The organism is Caulobacter sp. GW821-FHT09H08, from assembly GCF_059415885.1.
The window spans coordinates 22,182-39,437 of sequence record NZ_JBWKOC010000007.1; the positions used below are offsets into that span (position 1 = coordinate 22,182).

Here is a 17,256-nt window from a genome sequence, read left to right on the forward strand (position 1 = left end):
ATCAAGCCTTGCCCCGACGGAGGGCCGCCTTCAGCTCGGACGGCTTCACCCCGCCGAACAGGAACAGCAGCGGCGGATAGACCGCCACGCCGGCCAGGCAGGTCAGGGCCAGGGCGAACTCCTTGGCGCCGATCGCGTGGCCCGTCAGGCCGATCCCGCGCAGCGGCGCCTCGATCAGGTCGCGCCAGTGGGCGGCGGCGACCAGCAGCAGGCCCATCCCTAAGCTGGCCAGCAGGATCCGCGTCAGCCGCGACCAGGTCTGGCCCGTCGGGCCGTAGTGGCCCTTGCGCCAGAGGCCGAAGGCCATCTGGCCGACATTGACCCACGAGGCCACGGCGGTGGCGGCGGCGATGCCCTTCACCCCGAACAGGTTGAAGAAGACGACGCCCAGGCCGATGTTCACCGCCACAGAGATCAAGGCAAAGCGCATCGGGCTCTTGGTGTCGCCGCGCGCGAAGAAGGCCCGCGAATAGAGCTGCTGCAGTACGAAGGCCGGGGTGCCCAGGCCGTAGAAGAACAGCGCCGACGCCGTCTGGCTGGCGTCGAAGGCGGTGAACTGGCCGCGCGTATAGAGGGCGTCCGACAGGAAGCCCGGCATGGCCACCAGGGCCGCGGCGGCGGGAAGCGTGAAGGCCATGGCCAGGGTCATGGCCTGGTCCATGGCGGTCTGGGCGTCGCCCTCGTCGCCGGACTGCACGGCCCGCGACAGGCGCGGCAGCAGGGCGACGCCGATGGCCACGCCGACCAGGCCCAGGGGCAGCTGATAGAGACGGTCGGCCGTCGCCAGCCAGGTCCGGCCGCCGGGCACGTGGCTGGCCAGGTTGCTGGAGATGAAGATGTTGACCTGGGTGGCGCTGGCCGCCAGGGCGCCAGGGATGGCCTTGCCGATCAGCTCGCGCACTTCCGGCGTCAGGCGCGGCAGCCGCCAGTGGACCTTGGCGCCGGACTTGTTGACGCCCCAGGTCAGCAGCGCCGCCTGGGCCACGCCGGCGACGATCACCCCGACCGAGCCCCACTGCGCCGCGCCGACCGCCGTGGTCTGGGGCAGGATGAAGATCAGGGTAGCGATGTTCAGCAGGATCGGCGCGCCGGCCGACAGGATGAAGTGGTCGCGGGCGTTCAACACGCCCGACAGGTGCGCGACGATGGCCATGCACGGCAGGTACGGCATGGTGATCTGGGTCAGCAGCACCGCCAGCTTGTACTTCTCGGTGCCCCAGCCGAAGCCCGGGCTGATCAGCATCATCAGCCACGGCATGGCCAGCTGGCAGATGACGGTGATCAGGATGGTCGAGGCCGCCAGGGTGGCCATGGCGTCGGCCGCCAGGATGTCGGCCTGCTCTTCGCCGTCGCGCTGCAGCGACTTGGCGTAGGCCGGCACGAAGGCGGCGGCGAACGCGCCCTCGGCGAAGAAGCGGCGGAACAGGTTCGGGAACGCCAGGGCGGTGTTGTAGGCGTCGGCCGCCGGCGTGGCGCTGGCCCCCATCCGGTAGGACACGGCGAGATCGCGCGCGAAGCCCATGAACCGGCTGACCAGGGTCAGGCCGGAATAGATCACCGAGGACCTGAACAGCCCGCCCTTCTTGGGGGTCGCGGCGTCTTCGGTCGGAGCGGGGGGTACGGCGTCGGTCACCTCCGGCTTCTGGGCGCTTGGCGGGGGAGCGTCAAGGGTCGCTCGACGCTCTCCCGCCTCACCCTAGGCGAACGGCTTGAACGGCTGGTCGGCGGAGGCCACGACGCGGCCGGCCTTGTCGAACGCGACGGCGATCAGGCCAGGCTTTTCGCGGAACGGCATCTGGTCGTCGTTGCCGAAGAAGGTCTGCCACCAGCGCCCCGACTTGTCGCGGAACAGGTTGCCGCCGCCTCCGCCCGGCGGGCCTTCATGGCGTCCGGCATAGGGACCCCGCAGCTTGTCCGACGAGGCGAACCAGAAGGAGTAGCGGCCTTCGTCCTTGTTGCAGGCCCCCACATAGTACCGGCCATTGGCCTTGAAGAAGGTCGCGCCCTCGAAACCCACGCGGCGCAGCGGCTTGCCGTCCTTCTGGGCCTTGGGATCGATGCCGCTGTCGTCGAAGGCGAGGTCCTGCCACTCGCCGACGAAGCCGCTGAAGTCGGGCTCGATCTCGCGGATCCTCGTGGCCGCGCCCCACGACAGATAGACCTTGCCGTCGTCGTCGCGGAACAGGGTCGAGTCGATGCCGCCCTTGATCGGCTGGTCCGAGATGACGTGGACATAGGGGCCCTCGGGCCGCTTGCTCCTCAGCACGCCCATACCGACGCCGCTGATACAGTGGCAGATGTAGTAGTGCCCATCGATGAAGTGGATTTCCGGCGCCCAGATCGAGCGGAACGGCACGCCGGCGCGAGCGGTCCAGTTCTTCTCCCAGGTCCCGTCGCGCTCGATGCTCCAGACCAGGCCCAGATAGTCCCAGGTCGTCAGATCGCGCGAGCGCCACAGCTCGACCCCGTCGTTCGAGGCCCAGCAGTTATCGCCGGTGGTGCCGGTCATGTAGTAGGCGCCGTCGCCGCCTTGGCAGATGACGGTGTCGCGGATGTGCGCGTCCCAGATCGGACGGATGGCGGGCAGCTTGCCGCTCTTCACCGCCGAGCCGGAGTCGGCGTCGCCCCAGGCCGCGATCGGATAGGCGCGCGGCTCGGGTCCCTTGTAGCTGACCTCCGAGAGGCCCGAGCGCCAGCCGCCGTCCTGGGTGGCCTTGGTCACGGCCCGCCCCGCGCCGCTGATCCCGGCATAGGGCCAGTAGTCCTTGGCCGGGGCCGGGATGACCCGGCGACTGTTGTCCGCACCCTCCAGCTTCGGCGTGCCCGGCTTGGGATAGGTCGGATAGAAGGCCTGGGCGAAGGCGGGCGCGGCCGAGAGGCCCAGGGCCGCGGTGCTCAGGCCCGTCAGGAGGGATCGGCGATCCAGTCGCTTGTCGGCCGTCGGTTCCCGGTAACGCTGCATTCCACCCTCACCATGCGCTTATTACTCAGACAAATATCGCGACCGAGGGCGATGTCAAACGCCTGGCGGCAAAAATGGGCTGCGACGGTTGGCTTGACGCGGCTCGCCCTCTGATTGCTGATGCCGGCTCACTTCGAAGGGCGTGCGATGGACAAGAGAAGCGGGGGCAACTTTGTCCTGGGCGTGTGCGGCGGCATCATCTTCGGCGCGCTGATCCACAACATGGCCATCGGCCTGCTGCTGGGCTTCGCCGTCGGCTTTGGGCTGGTGAAATTCAACGGGGGGAAGCCGAAGACGGAAAGCGCCGCGCCCCCTGCGCCGCGCGTTCCCGTCTCGATCGCCTGGGCCGACTGGAAGCTCGCGACGCTTCCCACGGGAGACAGGTACTCCACGGTCTCGAAGTTCCCGGGCGACGATCTCCAGGGCGACCGCTGGAGCGTCACGCTCCATTTCGACAGCGCCCAGACCGGCGCGGTCTGGCGTGGCGAGGCGGAATTCCTGGCCGCCGAGGCTCCGGCGGAGAGGCTCAAGCCTGGCGCGGTGTTCGAGATGCAGGAAGGCGATCGGGTCTCGGCCGTGGTGACGGTCGACTAGCCCTTCGGCGCCAGGTCCGGACGCGACGCCAGGAACGCCGCCTTCTCCTCGGGGGTCAGCACCTTGGCGGTCTTGCGGCGCACCACCTTCGGCGTCGGCCGCGCATAGGCGCCGGCGGTGACCTTGGGCTTGAGGTCGGCGAGACTCTTGATGGGCGGCTTCATGCGCTTTCCCTGGGTCGGCGTCCGAAAACTATGCGGTGATCCGCCAGGATCGCCAAGACGGCCTATTCCTCGCGCAGTTCCAGGGCCGTGAACGGCGCCTGGCCGCGCTCGATGCGGATCAGGTCCAGCACGCCGACGATCTGGCGCGCGCGCCATTGGCCTTGCAGGTAGGAGATCGGACCCAGGGTGATGCCCGCCGCGACCTGGATCGCCAGAGTGCTGTGCTCGCGAAGAAAGCTCAGCATGCTGTCGCCCGCGAGATCGGCTGTCAGGGCCGCGATCGACAGCGGCACGGTCAGGTAGGCCACGACGACCGCCTTCACCATCTGGTCATGCCGGCGAGCGTTCAGGTTGGCCAGGGCCGACAGGGCGTCGAATGTGGCGTCGTCGACGCCATCCAGCAGCGCGAAGGCCTTCGCCGTCGAAGGATTCCTGCGGAAGCCGCTGAGAAAGTCGACGCCCATATAGCCCCAGGCGCCGGGCGTGTAGAAGCCTTCCAGGAAGAGGTTCCAGGCCGGAAACAGGCGCTTGAGCTTGTTCCAGAGGGCCCAGGCTTCGGCGGCCCCGCCGCTCGCCGTCACCGCTACATCCTTGGCCATACGCCACGCCCCGCACCGACTTGAGCGGACAGGTCTAGGCAGCCTCGCCCGCGCTGTCGACCCTAGCGTGCAACACTCGCCCGCGCCCGCCGCAGGCCCGGACGCGCGGCCGGCGCCGTCGCCTCGTTCTGCTCCAGTGCCGCCAGCAGGTCGGCCTTCAGCGCGTTGACCTTGCGGGTCTCGGTCACCTTCCCGCCCTCGGCGGTCTGGACGTAGAAGGCGTCGACCGCCCGCTCGCCATAGCCGTCGATATGGGCCGACTGGATCGACAGGCCGCTGTCGGCCAGGGTCTTGGCCAGGGCGTGCAGCAGGCCGGGACGGTCGCGACCAGAGGCCTCGACCACCGTGGCGTCGTTGGAGGCCTCGTTGTCGACCGTGACCGACGGGGCGATGGCGAAGGCGGCGGCGCGGCCCTGCTCGGCGCCCCGGCGGGACTCGACGGCCAGCGGCGTCCCCTTGCCGGCGGCCTCCAGAGCGTCGGCCAAGCGGCGCAGGGCGCGAGGGTTCTCGCAGCCGAACGGCGCGCCGGTCACGTCCTGCACATAGAAGACGTCCAGGGCCTGACCCTGGCGGGAGGTGAAGACCCGTGCGCCCACGACGTTGCCGCCCAGGGACGAGATGGCGAGCGCGAGGTCGGCGAACAGGCCGCGCCGGTCCTTGGCGGCGACCACGATCTCGGCGGCGTTGTTGCCGGCCCGCACCTGGCCCTCGGCGGCGGCCCCGCCCTGGATCGCGGCGCGACGGGCGAGCTCGGCGTGGTGGAACAGGTCGTCCTGCGAGAAGGCGCTGAAATAGGCGTTCTCCATCGCCGACACCCAGCCCTTGGCGGCCGGATCGGTCTCCAGCAGCAGGGCGCGGGCGCTCTCGGCGGCGTTCTCCTGGTGGCGCAGGACATTGGCGGCGGCGTCGCTGCCGCGGCCGCCCCGGAACACCGCCTCGGTGGCGTTGTAGAGCTCGCGCAGCAGCTGGCCCTTCCAGCCGTTCCAGACCCCCGGGCCCACGGCCCGGATGTCGGCGACGGTGATGATCAGCAGCAGGCGCAGGCGCTCGGGGTTCTCGACGATGCGGGCGAAGGCGGCGACCGTACCGGGATCGGAGACATCGCGCTTCTGGGCGAAGTCGCTCATCACCAGGTGATGCTCGACCAGCCAGGCCACCAGCTCGACCTTGGCGCGGTCTACCCCTAAGCGTTCGCAGGCGCTGCGGGCCGAGCGGGCCCCGGCCTTCTCCTGACCGCCGACGCCACCCTTGCCGGTGTCGTGCAGCAGCATGGCCAGGAACAGGGCCTCACGATCCTCGATCAGCGGCATGATGGAGACGGACAGCGGATGGTCCTCGACCAGCTGGCCGGCGGCCATGTCACCGATCACGCCCACGGCCCGCAGGGTGTGCTCGTCCACCGTGTACGAGTGGTACATGTTGAACTGCATCTGGGCCACGACCCGGCCGAACTCCGGGATGAAGCGGCCCAGGACCCCGGCGTCGTTCATCAGGGTCAGGGTGCGGTAGCTGCGCTTGCCGCGCGCCAGCAGGTGCAGGAAGGCTTTGCAAGCCTCGGGATCGCGGCGGACCTTCGAGGTGATCAGCGGCAGACCACGCGTCACCGCCGTGAAGGCGTCGGGGTGCAGATCAAGGTCGCGCTCGTCGGCGATCTTGAACAGGCGGATCAGGTTGACGGGATCGGCCTCGAACACTTCGGGGCCGTCGATGTTCAGGCGACCGCCGTCCTCGTAGAAGCCCTCGACGTCCAGCGCCTTGCGCTTGGGCCGGCCGCCGGGGAGGAAGCGCGAGATGCCCTTGGGCTCGTTCTTGAAGTGCTCGGCTTCCAGCTTGGCCGAGAAGGCGCGGGTCAGGGTCCCGACCTCCTTGGCGATCAGGAAGTAGCGGCGCATGAACCGCTCGACCGCCGGCGCATCGCCCCGGTCGCCATAGCCCATCCGCCGCGCGATCTCGGGCTGCAGGTCGAAGGTTAGGCGCTCTTCCGGCCGGCCCGTCGTGAAGTGCAGGTGGGCGCGCACGGCGTGCAGGAAGTCGAAGGCGCGGATGAAGGCCTTGGTCTCGCGGGTCGAGAACACCTCCATCTTGAAGACGTCCTCGGGCCGGTCGACCGGGTGCAGATATTCGGCGATCCACATCAGGGTGTGGAGGTCGCGCAGACCCCCCTTCCCTTCCTTGACGTTGGGCTCGACCATGTAGCGGCTGGCCCCGGCGCGGGCCTGGCGGTCGTCGCGTTCCTTCAGCTTGGCGGCGACGAACTGGGCGCCCGTGCCCTTCATGACGTCGTCGCGGAAACGCTTCCTGAGATCGGCGGCCAGGCGCTCGTCGCCGGTCAGGCGGCGGGCTTCCAGGATCGAGGTGCGGATCGTGAAGTCTTCCTTCGAGAGGCGCACGCACTCCTCGATGGTCCGCGAGGCGTGGCCGACCTTGAAGCCCAGGTCCCACAGCGCATAGAGCATGAACTCGATCACGCTCTCGGCGTGCGGCGTCTGCTTGTAGGGCCGCAGGAACAGCAAATCGATGTCGCTGAACGGCGCCAGGGTCGCGCGGCCGTAACCGCCGACGGCCAGCAGGCACAGGCGCTCGCCCTCGGTCGGGTTGCGGGCCCGGAACACGTGAACCGTCGTGAAGTCGTAGAGGGCGGTGATCACCTCGTCGGTGACGCCCGAGAGGAGCCGGGCGGTCTCGACGCCACTGGCCCCGTTCTCCAGCCGCTCCTTGGCGATCATCCGGCCGCGAAACAGCGCCTGCTTGAGGATCTCGATGGCCCGCGACCGCTGCTCGGCCTCGTTGCCGATGGAGTCGAGGGCGGCGGCGGAGAGCCGAGCCCGAAGGGCGTGACCGTCGACGACGTGTTCCAGGCGGGTGGGGCGAAGGCGACGGGGCATGATGTTATATAGGGGTACCGGTTAGGTCTTGAGCAGACCCTTAAGACGATAGAGCGCCTCGAGGGCTTCACGGGGACTCATGCCGTCAACGTCGAGATCCGAAAGTGACGTCTCGACGGCGCTCGGCGCCGCTTTTATAGGCGCCTGAACCGCTTGGCTGACCGCGAACAGGGGCAGATCGTCCAGCTTGGCCGGCGACTGGTCCTTGCTTTCGAGTCGATCCAGCACCTCGCGGGCGCGGACGACCACCGGACCGGGCACGCCGGCCAGCTTAGCCACCTGGACGCCGTACGAGCGATCGGCCGGACCCGGCGCGGCCTCGTGCAGGAAGACGAGGTCGCCGTTCCACTCCTTGGCGCGCAAGGACAGGTTGGAGACGTGCGCCATCCGCTCCTCCAGCGTCGCCAGCTCGTGATAGTGCGTGGCGAACAGGGCGCGGCTCTTGTTGGTGTCGTGCAGGGCCTCGGCGCAGGCCCAGGCGATGGCCAGACCGTCATAGGTCGCCGTGCCCCGGCCGATCTCGTCCAGGATCACCAGGCTGCGCGGCCCGGCCTGGGTCAGGATCGCGGCGGTCTCGACCATCTCCATCATGAAGGTCGAGCGGCCACGGGCCAGATCATCGCCGGCGCCGACGCGGCTGAACAGGCGATCGACGACGCCCAGGCGGAAGCTGGCGGCCGGCACGTAGCAGCCGGACTGGGCCAGGATCGCCAGCAGGGCGTTCTGGCGCAGGAAGGTCGACTTACCGGCCATGTTCGGGCCGGTGACGATCGACAGCCGCGCCCCGGTCTCGCCCGAGGCGTCCAGGCAGCAGTCGTTCGGCGTATAGGGGTCGCCCGCGCGCTTCACGGCCGCTTCCACCACGGGGTGACGAGCGCCCTTGGCGTCGAAGGCGTAGGACGTGTCGACGATCGGGCGCACTGCGCCGGCGTCCTCGGCCCACTCGGCCAGGGCGGCGGCGACGTCGAGACGCGCCAGGGCCTCGGCGGCGATCTGGATGGCGTCGGCGTGGGTGCGGGCCTGTTCGCGCCAGTCCTCGAAGGCGGCGACCTCCATGGCCAGGGCCCGCTCGGCGGCCTGGGCGATGCGGGCGTCCAGGTCGGCCAACTCCACCGTGGTGAAGCGGACCTGGTTGGCCAGGGTCTGGCGGTGGATGAAGGTGGCGTTCAGCGGCGGCTGAAACAGCGGGTCGGCCTTGCCGGCCGTCGACTCCACGAAATAGCCGAGCACGCCGTTGTGGCGGATCTTCAGCGGCACGCCGCTCTCGGCCATCAGCTGGGCTTCCAGGGCGATGATGACCTTGCGGCTGTCGTCGCGCAGGCCGCGCGCTTGGTCCAGCTCCGGACGGATGCCGGCGGCGACGAACCCGCCGTCGCGAGCCAGGGCCGGCAGGTCTGGGCCGAGGCCCTGTTCCAGCACGTTGAGGAACTGCGACAGGCCCTCGTGCAGCGACGGGGTCAGGGCCTTGAAGGCGTGCTCCAGCTCGAACGGCGGCGGCGACAGCGGATCGGGTGAGCCGCCCGCCATGCCGGCCAGGCGCTCGCCGATCTTCAGGGTGTCGCGCAGGCAGCCGAGGTCGCGCGGACCGCCTCGACCCAGGGCCAGGCGCGACAGGGCCCGAGCCATGTCGCCGGCGCCCTTCAGCACCTCGCGCAGGCGCTGGCGCAGCTGGCGGTGCTCGACGAACCACTCGACGGCGTCCAGGCGCTGGTCGATGGCGCCGACGTCCAGCAGCGGCCGGGCCAGGCGCGAGGCCAGCATCCGCGCGCCGCCGGAGCTGACCGTGCGGTCGATCACCGCCAGCAGCGAGCCGTCACGGCCGCCGCTCTGGGTGCGGTCGATCTCCAGGCTGCCGCGCGTGGCCGGGTCGATGGCCATCACGTCCGCCTCACCAGCGCGACGCGGCGCACGCAGAGCCGGCAGCTTGCCGGCCTGGGTCATTTCCAGGTGGGCGGCGATCAGGCCCAAGGCTCCGATCTCGGCCGGCGACAGGCCACCGAAGCCGTCCAGGGTCTCCACGCCATAGAGGCGCTTCACGCGGGCTTCGGACGCCTGCGGCTCGGACAGGGCCGAGGGCATCGGCTGCACCAGGCCGCCGCAGATCTTCAGGGTCTGGGACAGGCTGTCATCCGACAGCAGGCGGTCGGCGACCAGGGTCTCGGACGGCGCCAGGGCGGCCAGGATCGGCGCGACGCCTTCCTTGGCCACGGCGAAGACCTCGACCTCGCCGGTGGAGAGCTCGACCGACGCCACCGCCGCTTGCCCCGCGCGCATCGCCACGGCCGCCAGGCGGTTGGCCCCGCGCGCGTCCAGCAGGCCATCCTCGGTCAGGGTGCCCGGCGTCACTACCCGGACGATGTCGCGGCGGACCACCGACTTGGAGCCGCGCTTCTTGGCCTCGGCCGGGTCTTCCATCTGCTCGCAGACGGCGACCTTGAAGCCCATGCGGATCAGCTTGGAGAGATAGGCCTCGGCCGCGTGCTGCGGCACGCCCGCCATCGGGATCGGCTGGCCGGCATGCGTGCCCCGGAACGTCTGGCTGATGCCCAGGGCTGCGGCGGCCTTGTAGGCGTCGTCGAAGAACAGCTCGTAGAAATCGCCCATGCGGAAGAAGATCAACGCATCGGGCTGCCGCGCCTTCATCTCGAAGAACTGCTGCATCACCGGCGTCGCGCCGGTGGGGTCGAGAAGGTGAGCCGGCGTCGGCGTGGCGTGGGCGTTCATGACGCCCGAAACTACAGAGCGTCGCGGGTCGCGTTAAGGGGCGGCATTAAGGAATTCGGGGGATGGAACACCCGAAGTCGAGACTTTCGCGCGCTTGACCGGCGGTTGGATGCGACTGAGTTTGTCCCATGATCGACGCACCGCGCTTGAAGCCGCCGCCCGCCAAGGCCGACAAGAAGGAAACGACGCTTCTGAAGCTTCCAGGCGTCAAGATCGGCTTGGTCAACGAACCTGAACCTCCGCAGCCTTCCGCGAAGCAACACCACGCGCCAATGAGCGTCACGGCGCTGATCGCCTTGGTCGCGGCTACAATCCTCTGCGGACTGTTCGCGGTTCTGGGTCGCCGGAAACGATGGGCCTAAGCCGCCCTAGTTCCCCGTGACCTCTTCCCAGAAGCGCTTGGCCTTGCCGACGAAGTTGGCGGACTTGGGGTTCTGTTTCTCGCCGCACAGGCCGGCCAGTTCGCGCATCAGTTCCTTCTGACGGGCGGACAGGTGGGTCGGGGTTTCGACGAAGAGTTCGACCACTAGGTCGCCGCGCTGGCGGCTGCGCAGGGACGGCATGCCCTTGCCCTTGAGGCGGACGGTCTTGCCGGTCTGGGAGCCCTCCGGCACCGCGACCGAGATCTTGCACTGGCCGTCGCAGGTCTCGCCGCCCAGCAGACAGGGAGCCTCGATCTCGCCGCCCAGGGCGGCCGTGGTCATCGGCACCGGCACGGTGCACAGCAGGTCCAGACCGTCGCGCTCGAAGAGCTCGTGCGGGGTCACCGACAGGAAGATGTAGAGGTCGCCGCGCGGACCGCCGCGCGCGCCCGCGTCGCCCTCGCCCGCCAGGCGGATCCGGGCGCCGTCGTCGACGCCAGCCGGGATGCGGACCGAAAGGATACGCTCGCGGCGCACCTGGCCGTGGCCGTGGCAGTTACCGCAGGGATCGAGCACCATGCGCCCCGAACCGCCGCAGCGCGGACAGCCGCGCTCGACAGCGAAGAAGCCTTGCGTCGCGCGGACCCGGCCGGCGCCGCCGCAAGTGCCGCAGACCGTCGGGCTGGTGCCCGGCTTGGCGCCCGAGCCCTCGCAGACCTCGCAGGTCATGGCGGCGGGCACCTTGATCGAGACCTCGGCGCCGGCATAGGCCTGCTCCAGCGAGATCTCCAGGTCGTAGCGCAGGTCCTGGCCGCGCTGGGGGCCGTTCTGCTGGCGACGACCGCCGCCGAACATCTCGCCGAACACGTCTCCGAAGACGTCGTTGAAGATGTCGCTGGCGTCGAAGCCCTGGCCGCCGCCGGCGCCGCCCTGCGGGCCATTCACGCCGGCATGGCCGAAGCGGTCATAGGCCGCGCGCTTCTGGGGATCGGACAGGACCGAATAGGCCTCGTTGATTTCCTTGAACCGACCCGTGGCGTTCTCGCAGCCGCCGTTGCGGTCGGGATGGTGCTCCATCGCCAGCTTGCGGAACGCGGACTTCAGACCAGCTTCATCGATGGTCCGGGTCACGCCGAGGATTTCGTAATAATCGCGCATCGTCAGCGTCTGGCGCCCAAAAGGCCCACGAGAGTGGCGTTGATAGGGAAAGAGGTGGGATAGCACGCGGCCCGGCGCAAGGCGTCCTCGGGCCGCGAGACAAGACGTCGCGGCCGCGGAACAGACCTATTGAGCATGTTCCGCGGCGCGCGCATGGCGAACTAGTTCGCCGGCTTGTTGTCGTCGACTTCTTCGAACTCGGCGTCGACGACGCCATCGTCCGCGGCTTCGGCGCCATCAGCGCCTTCGTCCGAGCTTTGTTGCGAAGCATACATGGCTTCGCCCAGCTTCATCGAAGCCTGAATCAGGGCTTGGGTCTTGGCCTGGATGGCGTCGACATCTTCGCCTTCCAGAGCCGTCTTCAGCTCGGTAATCCCGGTCTCGATCGCGCTCTTTTCAGCCGCGCCGACCTTGTCGCCGTGCTCGGCCAGGGCCTTCTCGGTCGAGTGCAGGATCGCCTCGCCCTGGTTCTTGGCCTCGACCAGCTTCTTCTTGGTCTCGTCCGCGGCCTTGTTGGCCTCGGCTTCCTTGACCATGCGCTCGATGTCGCTGTCCGAGAGGCCGCCATTGGCCTGGATGCGGATCGAGTGCTCCTTGTTAGTCGCCTTGTCCTTGGCGTGGACCTGCACGATGCCGTTGGCGTCGATGTCGAAGGTGACCTCGATCTGCGGGATGCCACGCGGCGCCGGCGGAATGCCGACCAGGTCGAACTGACCCAGGATCTTGTTGTCCTGCGCCATCGGGCGTTCGCCCTGGAACACGCGGATCGTCACGGCCGACTGGTTGTCGTCGGCGGTCGAGAAGGTCTGCGAGCGCTTGGTCGGGATGGTGGTGTTGCGTTCGATCAGCGGGGTGAACACACCGCCCAGGGTCTCGATGCCCAGGGTCAGCGGGGTCACGTCCAGCAGCAGCACGTCCTTGACGTCGCCTTGCAGCACGCCGGCTTGCACCGCCGCGCCCAGCGCCACGACTTCATCGGGGTTCACGCCCTTGTGCGGCTCGCGACCGAAGAAGTCCTGCACCGCCTGCTGGACCTTGGGCATGCGGCTCATGCCGCCGACCAGGATCACTTCGTCGATGTCGCTCTTCTTCAGGCCGGCGTCCTTGAGGGCCTGTTCGCATGGACCGATGGTGCGGGCGATCAGGTCGTCGACCAGGGCTTCCAGCTTGGCGCGCGACAGCTTGATGTTCAGGTGCAGCGGGCCCGAGGCGTTCATGCTGATGAACGGCAGGTTGACCTCGTACTGAGCCGTCGAGGACAGCTCCTTCTTGGCCTTTTCCGCCTCTTCGCGCAGACGCTGGAGAGCCAGCTTGTCCTTGCGCAGGTCGACGCCCTGCTCCTTCTTGAACTCGTCGGCCAGGTAGTCGACGATCCGAAGGTCGAAGTCCTCGCCGCCCAGGAAGGTGTCGCCGTTGGTCGACTTCACCTCGAAGACGCCGTCGCCGATTTCCAGGATCGAGACGTCGAACGTGCCGCCGCCGAGGTCATAGACCGCGATCTTCTTGCCGTCGTTCTTGTCCAGGCCATAGGCCAGGGCCGCCGCGGTCGGCTCGTTGATGATGCGCAGGACTTCCAGGCCGGCGATCTTGCCGGCGTCCTTGGTCGCCTGACGCTGGGCGTCGTTGAAATAGGCCGGAACCGTGATGACCGCCTTGGTCACCGGCTCGCCCAGGTGGGCTTCGGCGGCTTCCTTCATCTTCTGCAGGATGAAGGCCGAGACTTCCTGCGGGCTGTAGTCCTTGCCGTGCGCCTTCACCCAGGCGTCGCCGGTCGGGCCCTTGACGATCTCGTAGGGCACCATGCCCTTGTCTTTTTCCACGACCGGGTCGCTCGCGTTGCGGCCGATCAGGCGCTTGATCGCGAACAGCGTGTTGGTCGGGTTGGTCACCGCCTGGCGCTTGGCCGGCTGACCGATCAGGCGCTCGCCGTCTTCTTGGAAAGCGACGACCGACGGGGTGGTGCGAGCGCCTTCGGCGTTCTCGATCACCTTCGGGTTCTTGCCGTCCATGATGGCCACGCACGAGTTCGTGGTGCCAAGGTCGATGCCGATAATCTTGCTCATCTCAGGTACCTGTTCGCTCCTTTAGGCGGACGGGGGTGACGAGGGCCTTCTCGGAAGCGCCCCTGTTTTTCTCTTCCGTCCCCAGTGGGTTCGTACGCTCTACGGTTGGGTCCACATCTTGTTCCGTCGATGAAAATCGAGCGGGCAAGATGCGTTGTTCGAAGTTGACGAGCCCGTCAACCCCGGTTCGCAGCCGGATATGGGGGATACGTATCGGGGCGCAAGCCCATAACCCCATGCAACAAGGGGGAATCTGGTACCGCGACCAAGAAAAATGGCCGCACCCTTTCGAGCGCGGCCATGAAAAATATCACGTTATCCGAGATTTAGCTGCTTTTCGCGACCCAGGCCGTGATGGCCGGCAGGCGGCCCTGACGGATCTTGGCGCGGTTCACGACCGCGGCGGCGGCCTTGTCGGCCTCCTTGCGCGAGCCTTCGGCCAGGTTGGCCGCCGCATAGGCCTTGATCTTCTCGGCCGTGGCCGGGTTCGACGAGCCAGCGCCCAGGCCCGGGATGAACCGGGTCCGCGAGCTGCTGTCGACCTTTTCGTTGACCTTGTCCTTGTTGGCCACGGCCCAGTCGAAGGTCATGTCCGGGTGGTTGCCGGCCACGCGCGAGATCATCGAGCTGGACAGGGTCTCGCCCGGCTCCGGCGTCAGGGCCAGCTCCAGGGCCTTCTTGGCCAGGGCCTCGTTCTCGGCCGCCGCCAGCAGCGAGTAGAGCTGGTTGCGAACCAGCGGGGTCTTCTCGGCCTGGGCCTGGGCGCGGATGGCGTCCCAGGTCGCCTGGTCGGCGTGCTTGGCCACGACGCCCAGGATGGTCTTGCGCAGCGGGCCGGGGACGGCCGACGGGTCGGTCTTGTCGGCGTTGAAGCGGCGCGTGGCCTCGGCCACCACCTCCGGATCGCCCAGGCCGCCCAGCGCGCCGATCAGGTCGCCGCGCAGGATGCCGACATTGTCGGCCTCGCCAGCCTTGGCGGCCCAGCCCACCTTGGCCAGCAGCGGCCGCAGCTGGCCGATGGCGAACTTGCGGAACGCCGCGCGCTCGGCGGGCATGCCTTCGTAATAGCCGTCGATGGCGGAGAAGGTGCCGGCCACCTTGGACAGCACCTGCGGATCGGTGTCGGACGGCGTAGCCTTGGCCAGGTCGAGGAAGTCGGTGGCGGGCTGGTAGCCGGCCAGGCCCATCGACCAAGCGTCGCTCATCACGCCCAGCTGGTCGATCGACGGCAGCTTGGCGAAGCTCTTGGCCAGGGCCGCGAAATTGGCCGGGCCGTACTGGGTGCGGAAGTAGCCGCTCTGGCCGGCGTTGACGACCACGGGGCCGCAGCCGTCGATCGTGACCGAGCCCTTGCCGCCGGTGACCAGGGTCTTGGCCTCGCCGCCGCCCAGCGCCTTGACGGTGACCGGCGTGCGCCAGGTCAGCGGCTTGCGGTCGGGCGCGTCCTTGCTGAACTCGCCCTGGGTCAGGGTCAGGGTGGTCTTGCCGGCCGCGCAGCTCGTGTTGCTGACCGTGATCAGCGGCACGCCCGGCTGCAGGGTGAAGTCGTGGGCGATGGCCTTGATCGGCTTCTTGGCCGCCGTCTCGACGGCTTGCCACAGGTCGTCGCTGACCGTGTTGCCGTGGGCGTGCTTCTTCATGTAGGCGCGCACGCCGGCCCGCCAGGCGTCGTGGCCCACATAGCTTTCCAGCATGCGGATGACGGCCTCGCCCTTCTGGTACGTGATGGCGTCGAAGGCCTGGCTGGCTTGCTCGACGGTCTCGACGTGCTGCACCACCGGGTGGGTGGTGGCCAGGGCGTCCAGGCTCATGGCGTATTCACGGCCGCCCACGGCGTTCAGGGCCGCGTTCCATTCGGGGTGGAAGTGCTCGGTCGCCCGGCCCTCCATCCACGAGGCGAAGCCCTCGTTCAGCCACAGGTCGTCCCACCAGGCCATGGTGACCAGGTCGCCGAACCACTGGTGGGCCATTTCGTGGGCTACGGTCGTGAAGACGTTCTGGCGGTCGGTCTCGGTCGAGATCTTCGGGTCCAGATTCATGGCGTATTCGAAGTAGAAGATCGCCCCCCAGTTCTCCATGGCGCTGAAGAACTGGCTGCGGCCCGGGGCGGCGATGTTGTCCAGCACCGGCAGCGGATACGGCGTGCCGAAATAATCGTTATACCAGGGCAGGATGTCGGCGGCCGACTTCAGGGCGAACGCGGCCTTGGGCGTGTCGCCCGTCTTGGTGACCACGCCGACGTCGACGCCGGCGACCTTGACCGAGGCGCGGTCGAACTCGCCCAGGCCGAAGAACAGCAGGTAGGTCGACATCTTCGGCGAGGTCGCGAACTTCACGACAGTCTTGCCGCCGCCGACGTCCTTGGACGAGGTCACCGGCATGTTGCCCAGGGCCATCTGGCCCGTCGGGATCGTCGCCTCGACGGTGTAGGTGGCCTTGTAGAACGGCTCGTCCCACGAGGGGATGAAGCGGCGGGCGTCGCTGTTCTCGAACTGGGTGTAGATCGCGCGCTTCTTGCCGGCCTCGGTCTCGTAGTCGAGGGCGAACAGGCCTGCGGCCTGCTTGTAGATCTTGCCGGCGTAGTCGATCGACAGGACGTACTTGCCCTTCGGCAGCGGCTTGTCGAACGTGAAGGCGGCGGTCTGGGCCTCTTCGTCGACCTTGACCTTGGCGGCCCCGATACCGGCGATCTCGGCCTTGTCGAAGGTCAGGTCGGCGGCCTGGAGCGTCACCGTGTTGGTGGCCTCGACCACGTCGATCGAAATCTTCACCTTGGCGGTGAAGGTCATCTTGTCGGCGTCGGGCGTGAACGCCAGATCATAGTGCGAAGGCCGGACATTGCGCGGCAACTGGGTCGTCACGGTGGCGAAGGTCGCGCCCTTCGAGCCCATCTGGGCCAGGGCGGCGGGTTTGGCTTTGGTCTTTGCGGCCGGAGCGGCGGAAACGCTCCCGGCGGCGAACAAAATCACGGCCACGGCCGCGGAGGACATGAGACGACGCATGTTCGGTCCTAATAAGGAAAATTCATCCGGCCCCCTCAGCCGGCGGCGCAAACCAACACCTTCCGCCCTTCGTCCGCGCGTTAATTATCGGTAATGTCCAAGCCGCTCTCTATCGTTCCGGGTTTCGACCTCTGGCCAAGCTTTCTGGACCTTCCGGCCCAGCAGGCGCTGGTCGACGCCGCGCTGGCCGCCGCCGAGGCCGCGCCGTTCGCGCATTACGACACCGCCTACGGCAAGGCGATGAGCGTGGGCATGACGGCCTTCGGCCCTCTGGGCTGGACCAGCGACAAGACCGGATACCGCTACGCCGAACGCCATCCGGGCACGGACCGGGCCTGGCCCGCCCTTCCGCAGCCGCTGCTCGACCTGTGGGCCCAACTGGGCGACCCGGACACGCCGCCGGACTCGTGCCTGATCAACCTCTATCGCGACGACGCCCGCATGGGCCTGCACCAGGACCGCGACGAGGCCGATCCGCGCTTTCCCGTGCTGTCGGTCTCGCTGGGCGACACGGCCGTGTTCCGCATCGGCGGGACGAGCCGCAAGGACCCGACGCGGAGCCTGAAGCTGAACTCGGGGGATGTGTGCCGGCTGTCGGGACCGGCGCGGCTGGCGTTCCACGGGGTGGATCGGATTCTGGCGGGGTCGTCGGGGCTCGTGCCGGGCGGGGGGCGGATCAATTTGACGCTGAGGCGGGCGCGGGAGGGTTAGGGAACTGGCGTCCGGGGTGGGGGGTTAGCCAA

Annotated in this window: 12 protein-coding genes; 3 read left to right on the top strand and 9 right to left on the bottom strand. The window is 68.4% G+C overall.

Features of this window, described 5'->3' with window-relative positions; all coding sequences use genetic code 11:
• Position 1: 1 nt before the first annotated feature.
• Both murJ and AC07NN_RS22460 read right to left on the bottom strand, forming a co-directional pair.
• Complete coding sequence (gene murJ, locus AC07NN_RS22455) at positions 2-1,633, bottom strand: murein biosynthesis integral membrane protein MurJ (protein WP_494646023.1); 1,632 nt, start codon at positions 1,631-1,633, stop codon at positions 2-4.
• Between the two features lie 63 nt (positions 1,634-1,696).
• Positions 1,697-2,962: a family 43 glycosylhydrolase gene (locus AC07NN_RS22460; RefSeq protein WP_494646025.1), complete on the bottom strand. Its 1,266-nt coding sequence runs from the start codon at positions 2,960-2,962 to the stop codon at positions 1,697-1,699.
• Between the two features lie 147 nt (positions 2,963-3,109).
• Between AC07NN_RS22460 and AC07NN_RS22465 the strand changes: the two genes are divergently transcribed.
• Positions 3,110-3,556, top strand: a complete 447-nt coding sequence (locus AC07NN_RS22465; protein WP_494646027.1) for a hypothetical protein — start codon at positions 3,110-3,112, stop codon at positions 3,554-3,556.
• Here AC07NN_RS22465 and AC07NN_RS22470 read toward each other — a convergent pair.
• The 4 genes from AC07NN_RS22470 to mutS form a co-directional block, all read right to left on the bottom strand.
• Positions 3,553-3,720: a hypothetical protein gene (locus tag AC07NN_RS22470; RefSeq protein ID WP_494646029.1), complete on the bottom strand. Its 168-nt coding sequence runs from the start codon at positions 3,718-3,720 to the stop codon at positions 3,553-3,555. The genes AC07NN_RS22465 and AC07NN_RS22470 overlap by 4 nt on opposite strands.
• Before the next feature lie 62 nt (positions 3,721-3,782).
• The gene (locus AC07NN_RS22475) at positions 3,783-4,319 is read right to left on the bottom strand and encodes a hypothetical protein (RefSeq protein ID WP_494646031.1); all 537 of its coding nucleotides are present in this window, start codon (positions 4,317-4,319) and stop codon (positions 3,783-3,785) included.
• A 62-nt stretch (positions 4,320-4,381) separates the two neighbouring features.
• Positions 4,382-7,204 carry a [protein-PII] uridylyltransferase gene (locus tag AC07NN_RS22480; RefSeq protein WP_494646033.1) on the bottom strand — a complete coding sequence of 941 codons (2,823 nt, stop codon included), beginning with the start codon at positions 7,202-7,204 and terminating at the stop codon, positions 4,382-4,384.
• A 21-nt stretch (positions 7,205-7,225) separates the two neighbouring features.
• Complete coding sequence (mutS, locus tag AC07NN_RS22485; protein ID WP_494646035.1) at positions 7,226-9,928, bottom strand: DNA mismatch repair protein MutS; 2,703 nt, start codon at positions 9,926-9,928, stop codon at positions 7,226-7,228.
• Positions 9,929-10,056: 128 nt separating this feature from the next.
• On the opposite strand from mutS, the gene AC07NN_RS22490 reads away from it, so the two are divergent.
• On the top strand, positions 10,057-10,290 hold the full coding sequence (locus tag AC07NN_RS22490; protein WP_494646037.1) for a hypothetical protein: 234 nt from the start codon (positions 10,057-10,059) through the stop codon (positions 10,288-10,290).
• Between the two features lie 6 nt (positions 10,291-10,296).
• On the opposite strand, the gene dnaJ is transcribed toward AC07NN_RS22490, so the two are convergent.
• The 3 genes from dnaJ to AC07NN_RS22505 form a co-directional block, all read right to left on the bottom strand.
• A complete protein-coding gene (gene dnaJ, locus AC07NN_RS22495; protein WP_494646039.1) occupies positions 10,297-11,448 on the bottom strand; it encodes a molecular chaperone DnaJ in 1,152 nt (383 codons plus the stop codon).
• Positions 11,449-11,609: 161 nt separating this feature from the next.
• The gene (dnaK, locus tag AC07NN_RS22500) at positions 11,610-13,511 is read right to left on the bottom strand and encodes a molecular chaperone DnaK (protein ID WP_494646041.1); all 1,902 of its coding nucleotides are present in this window, start codon (positions 13,509-13,511) and stop codon (positions 11,610-11,612) included.
• Between the two features lie 326 nt (positions 13,512-13,837).
• On the bottom strand, positions 13,838-16,513 hold the full coding sequence (locus AC07NN_RS22505; RefSeq protein ID WP_494646043.1) for a M1 family metallopeptidase: 2,676 nt from the start codon (positions 16,511-16,513) through the stop codon (positions 13,838-13,840).
• Between the two features lie 93 nt (positions 16,514-16,606).
• Here AC07NN_RS22505 and AC07NN_RS22510 point away from each other — a divergent pair, with 93 nt between their 5' ends.
• Complete coding sequence (locus AC07NN_RS22510) at positions 16,607-17,224, top strand: alpha-ketoglutarate-dependent dioxygenase AlkB (protein ID WP_494646045.1); 618 nt, start codon at positions 16,607-16,609, stop codon at positions 17,222-17,224.
• Positions 17,225-17,256 lie beyond the last annotated feature (32 nt).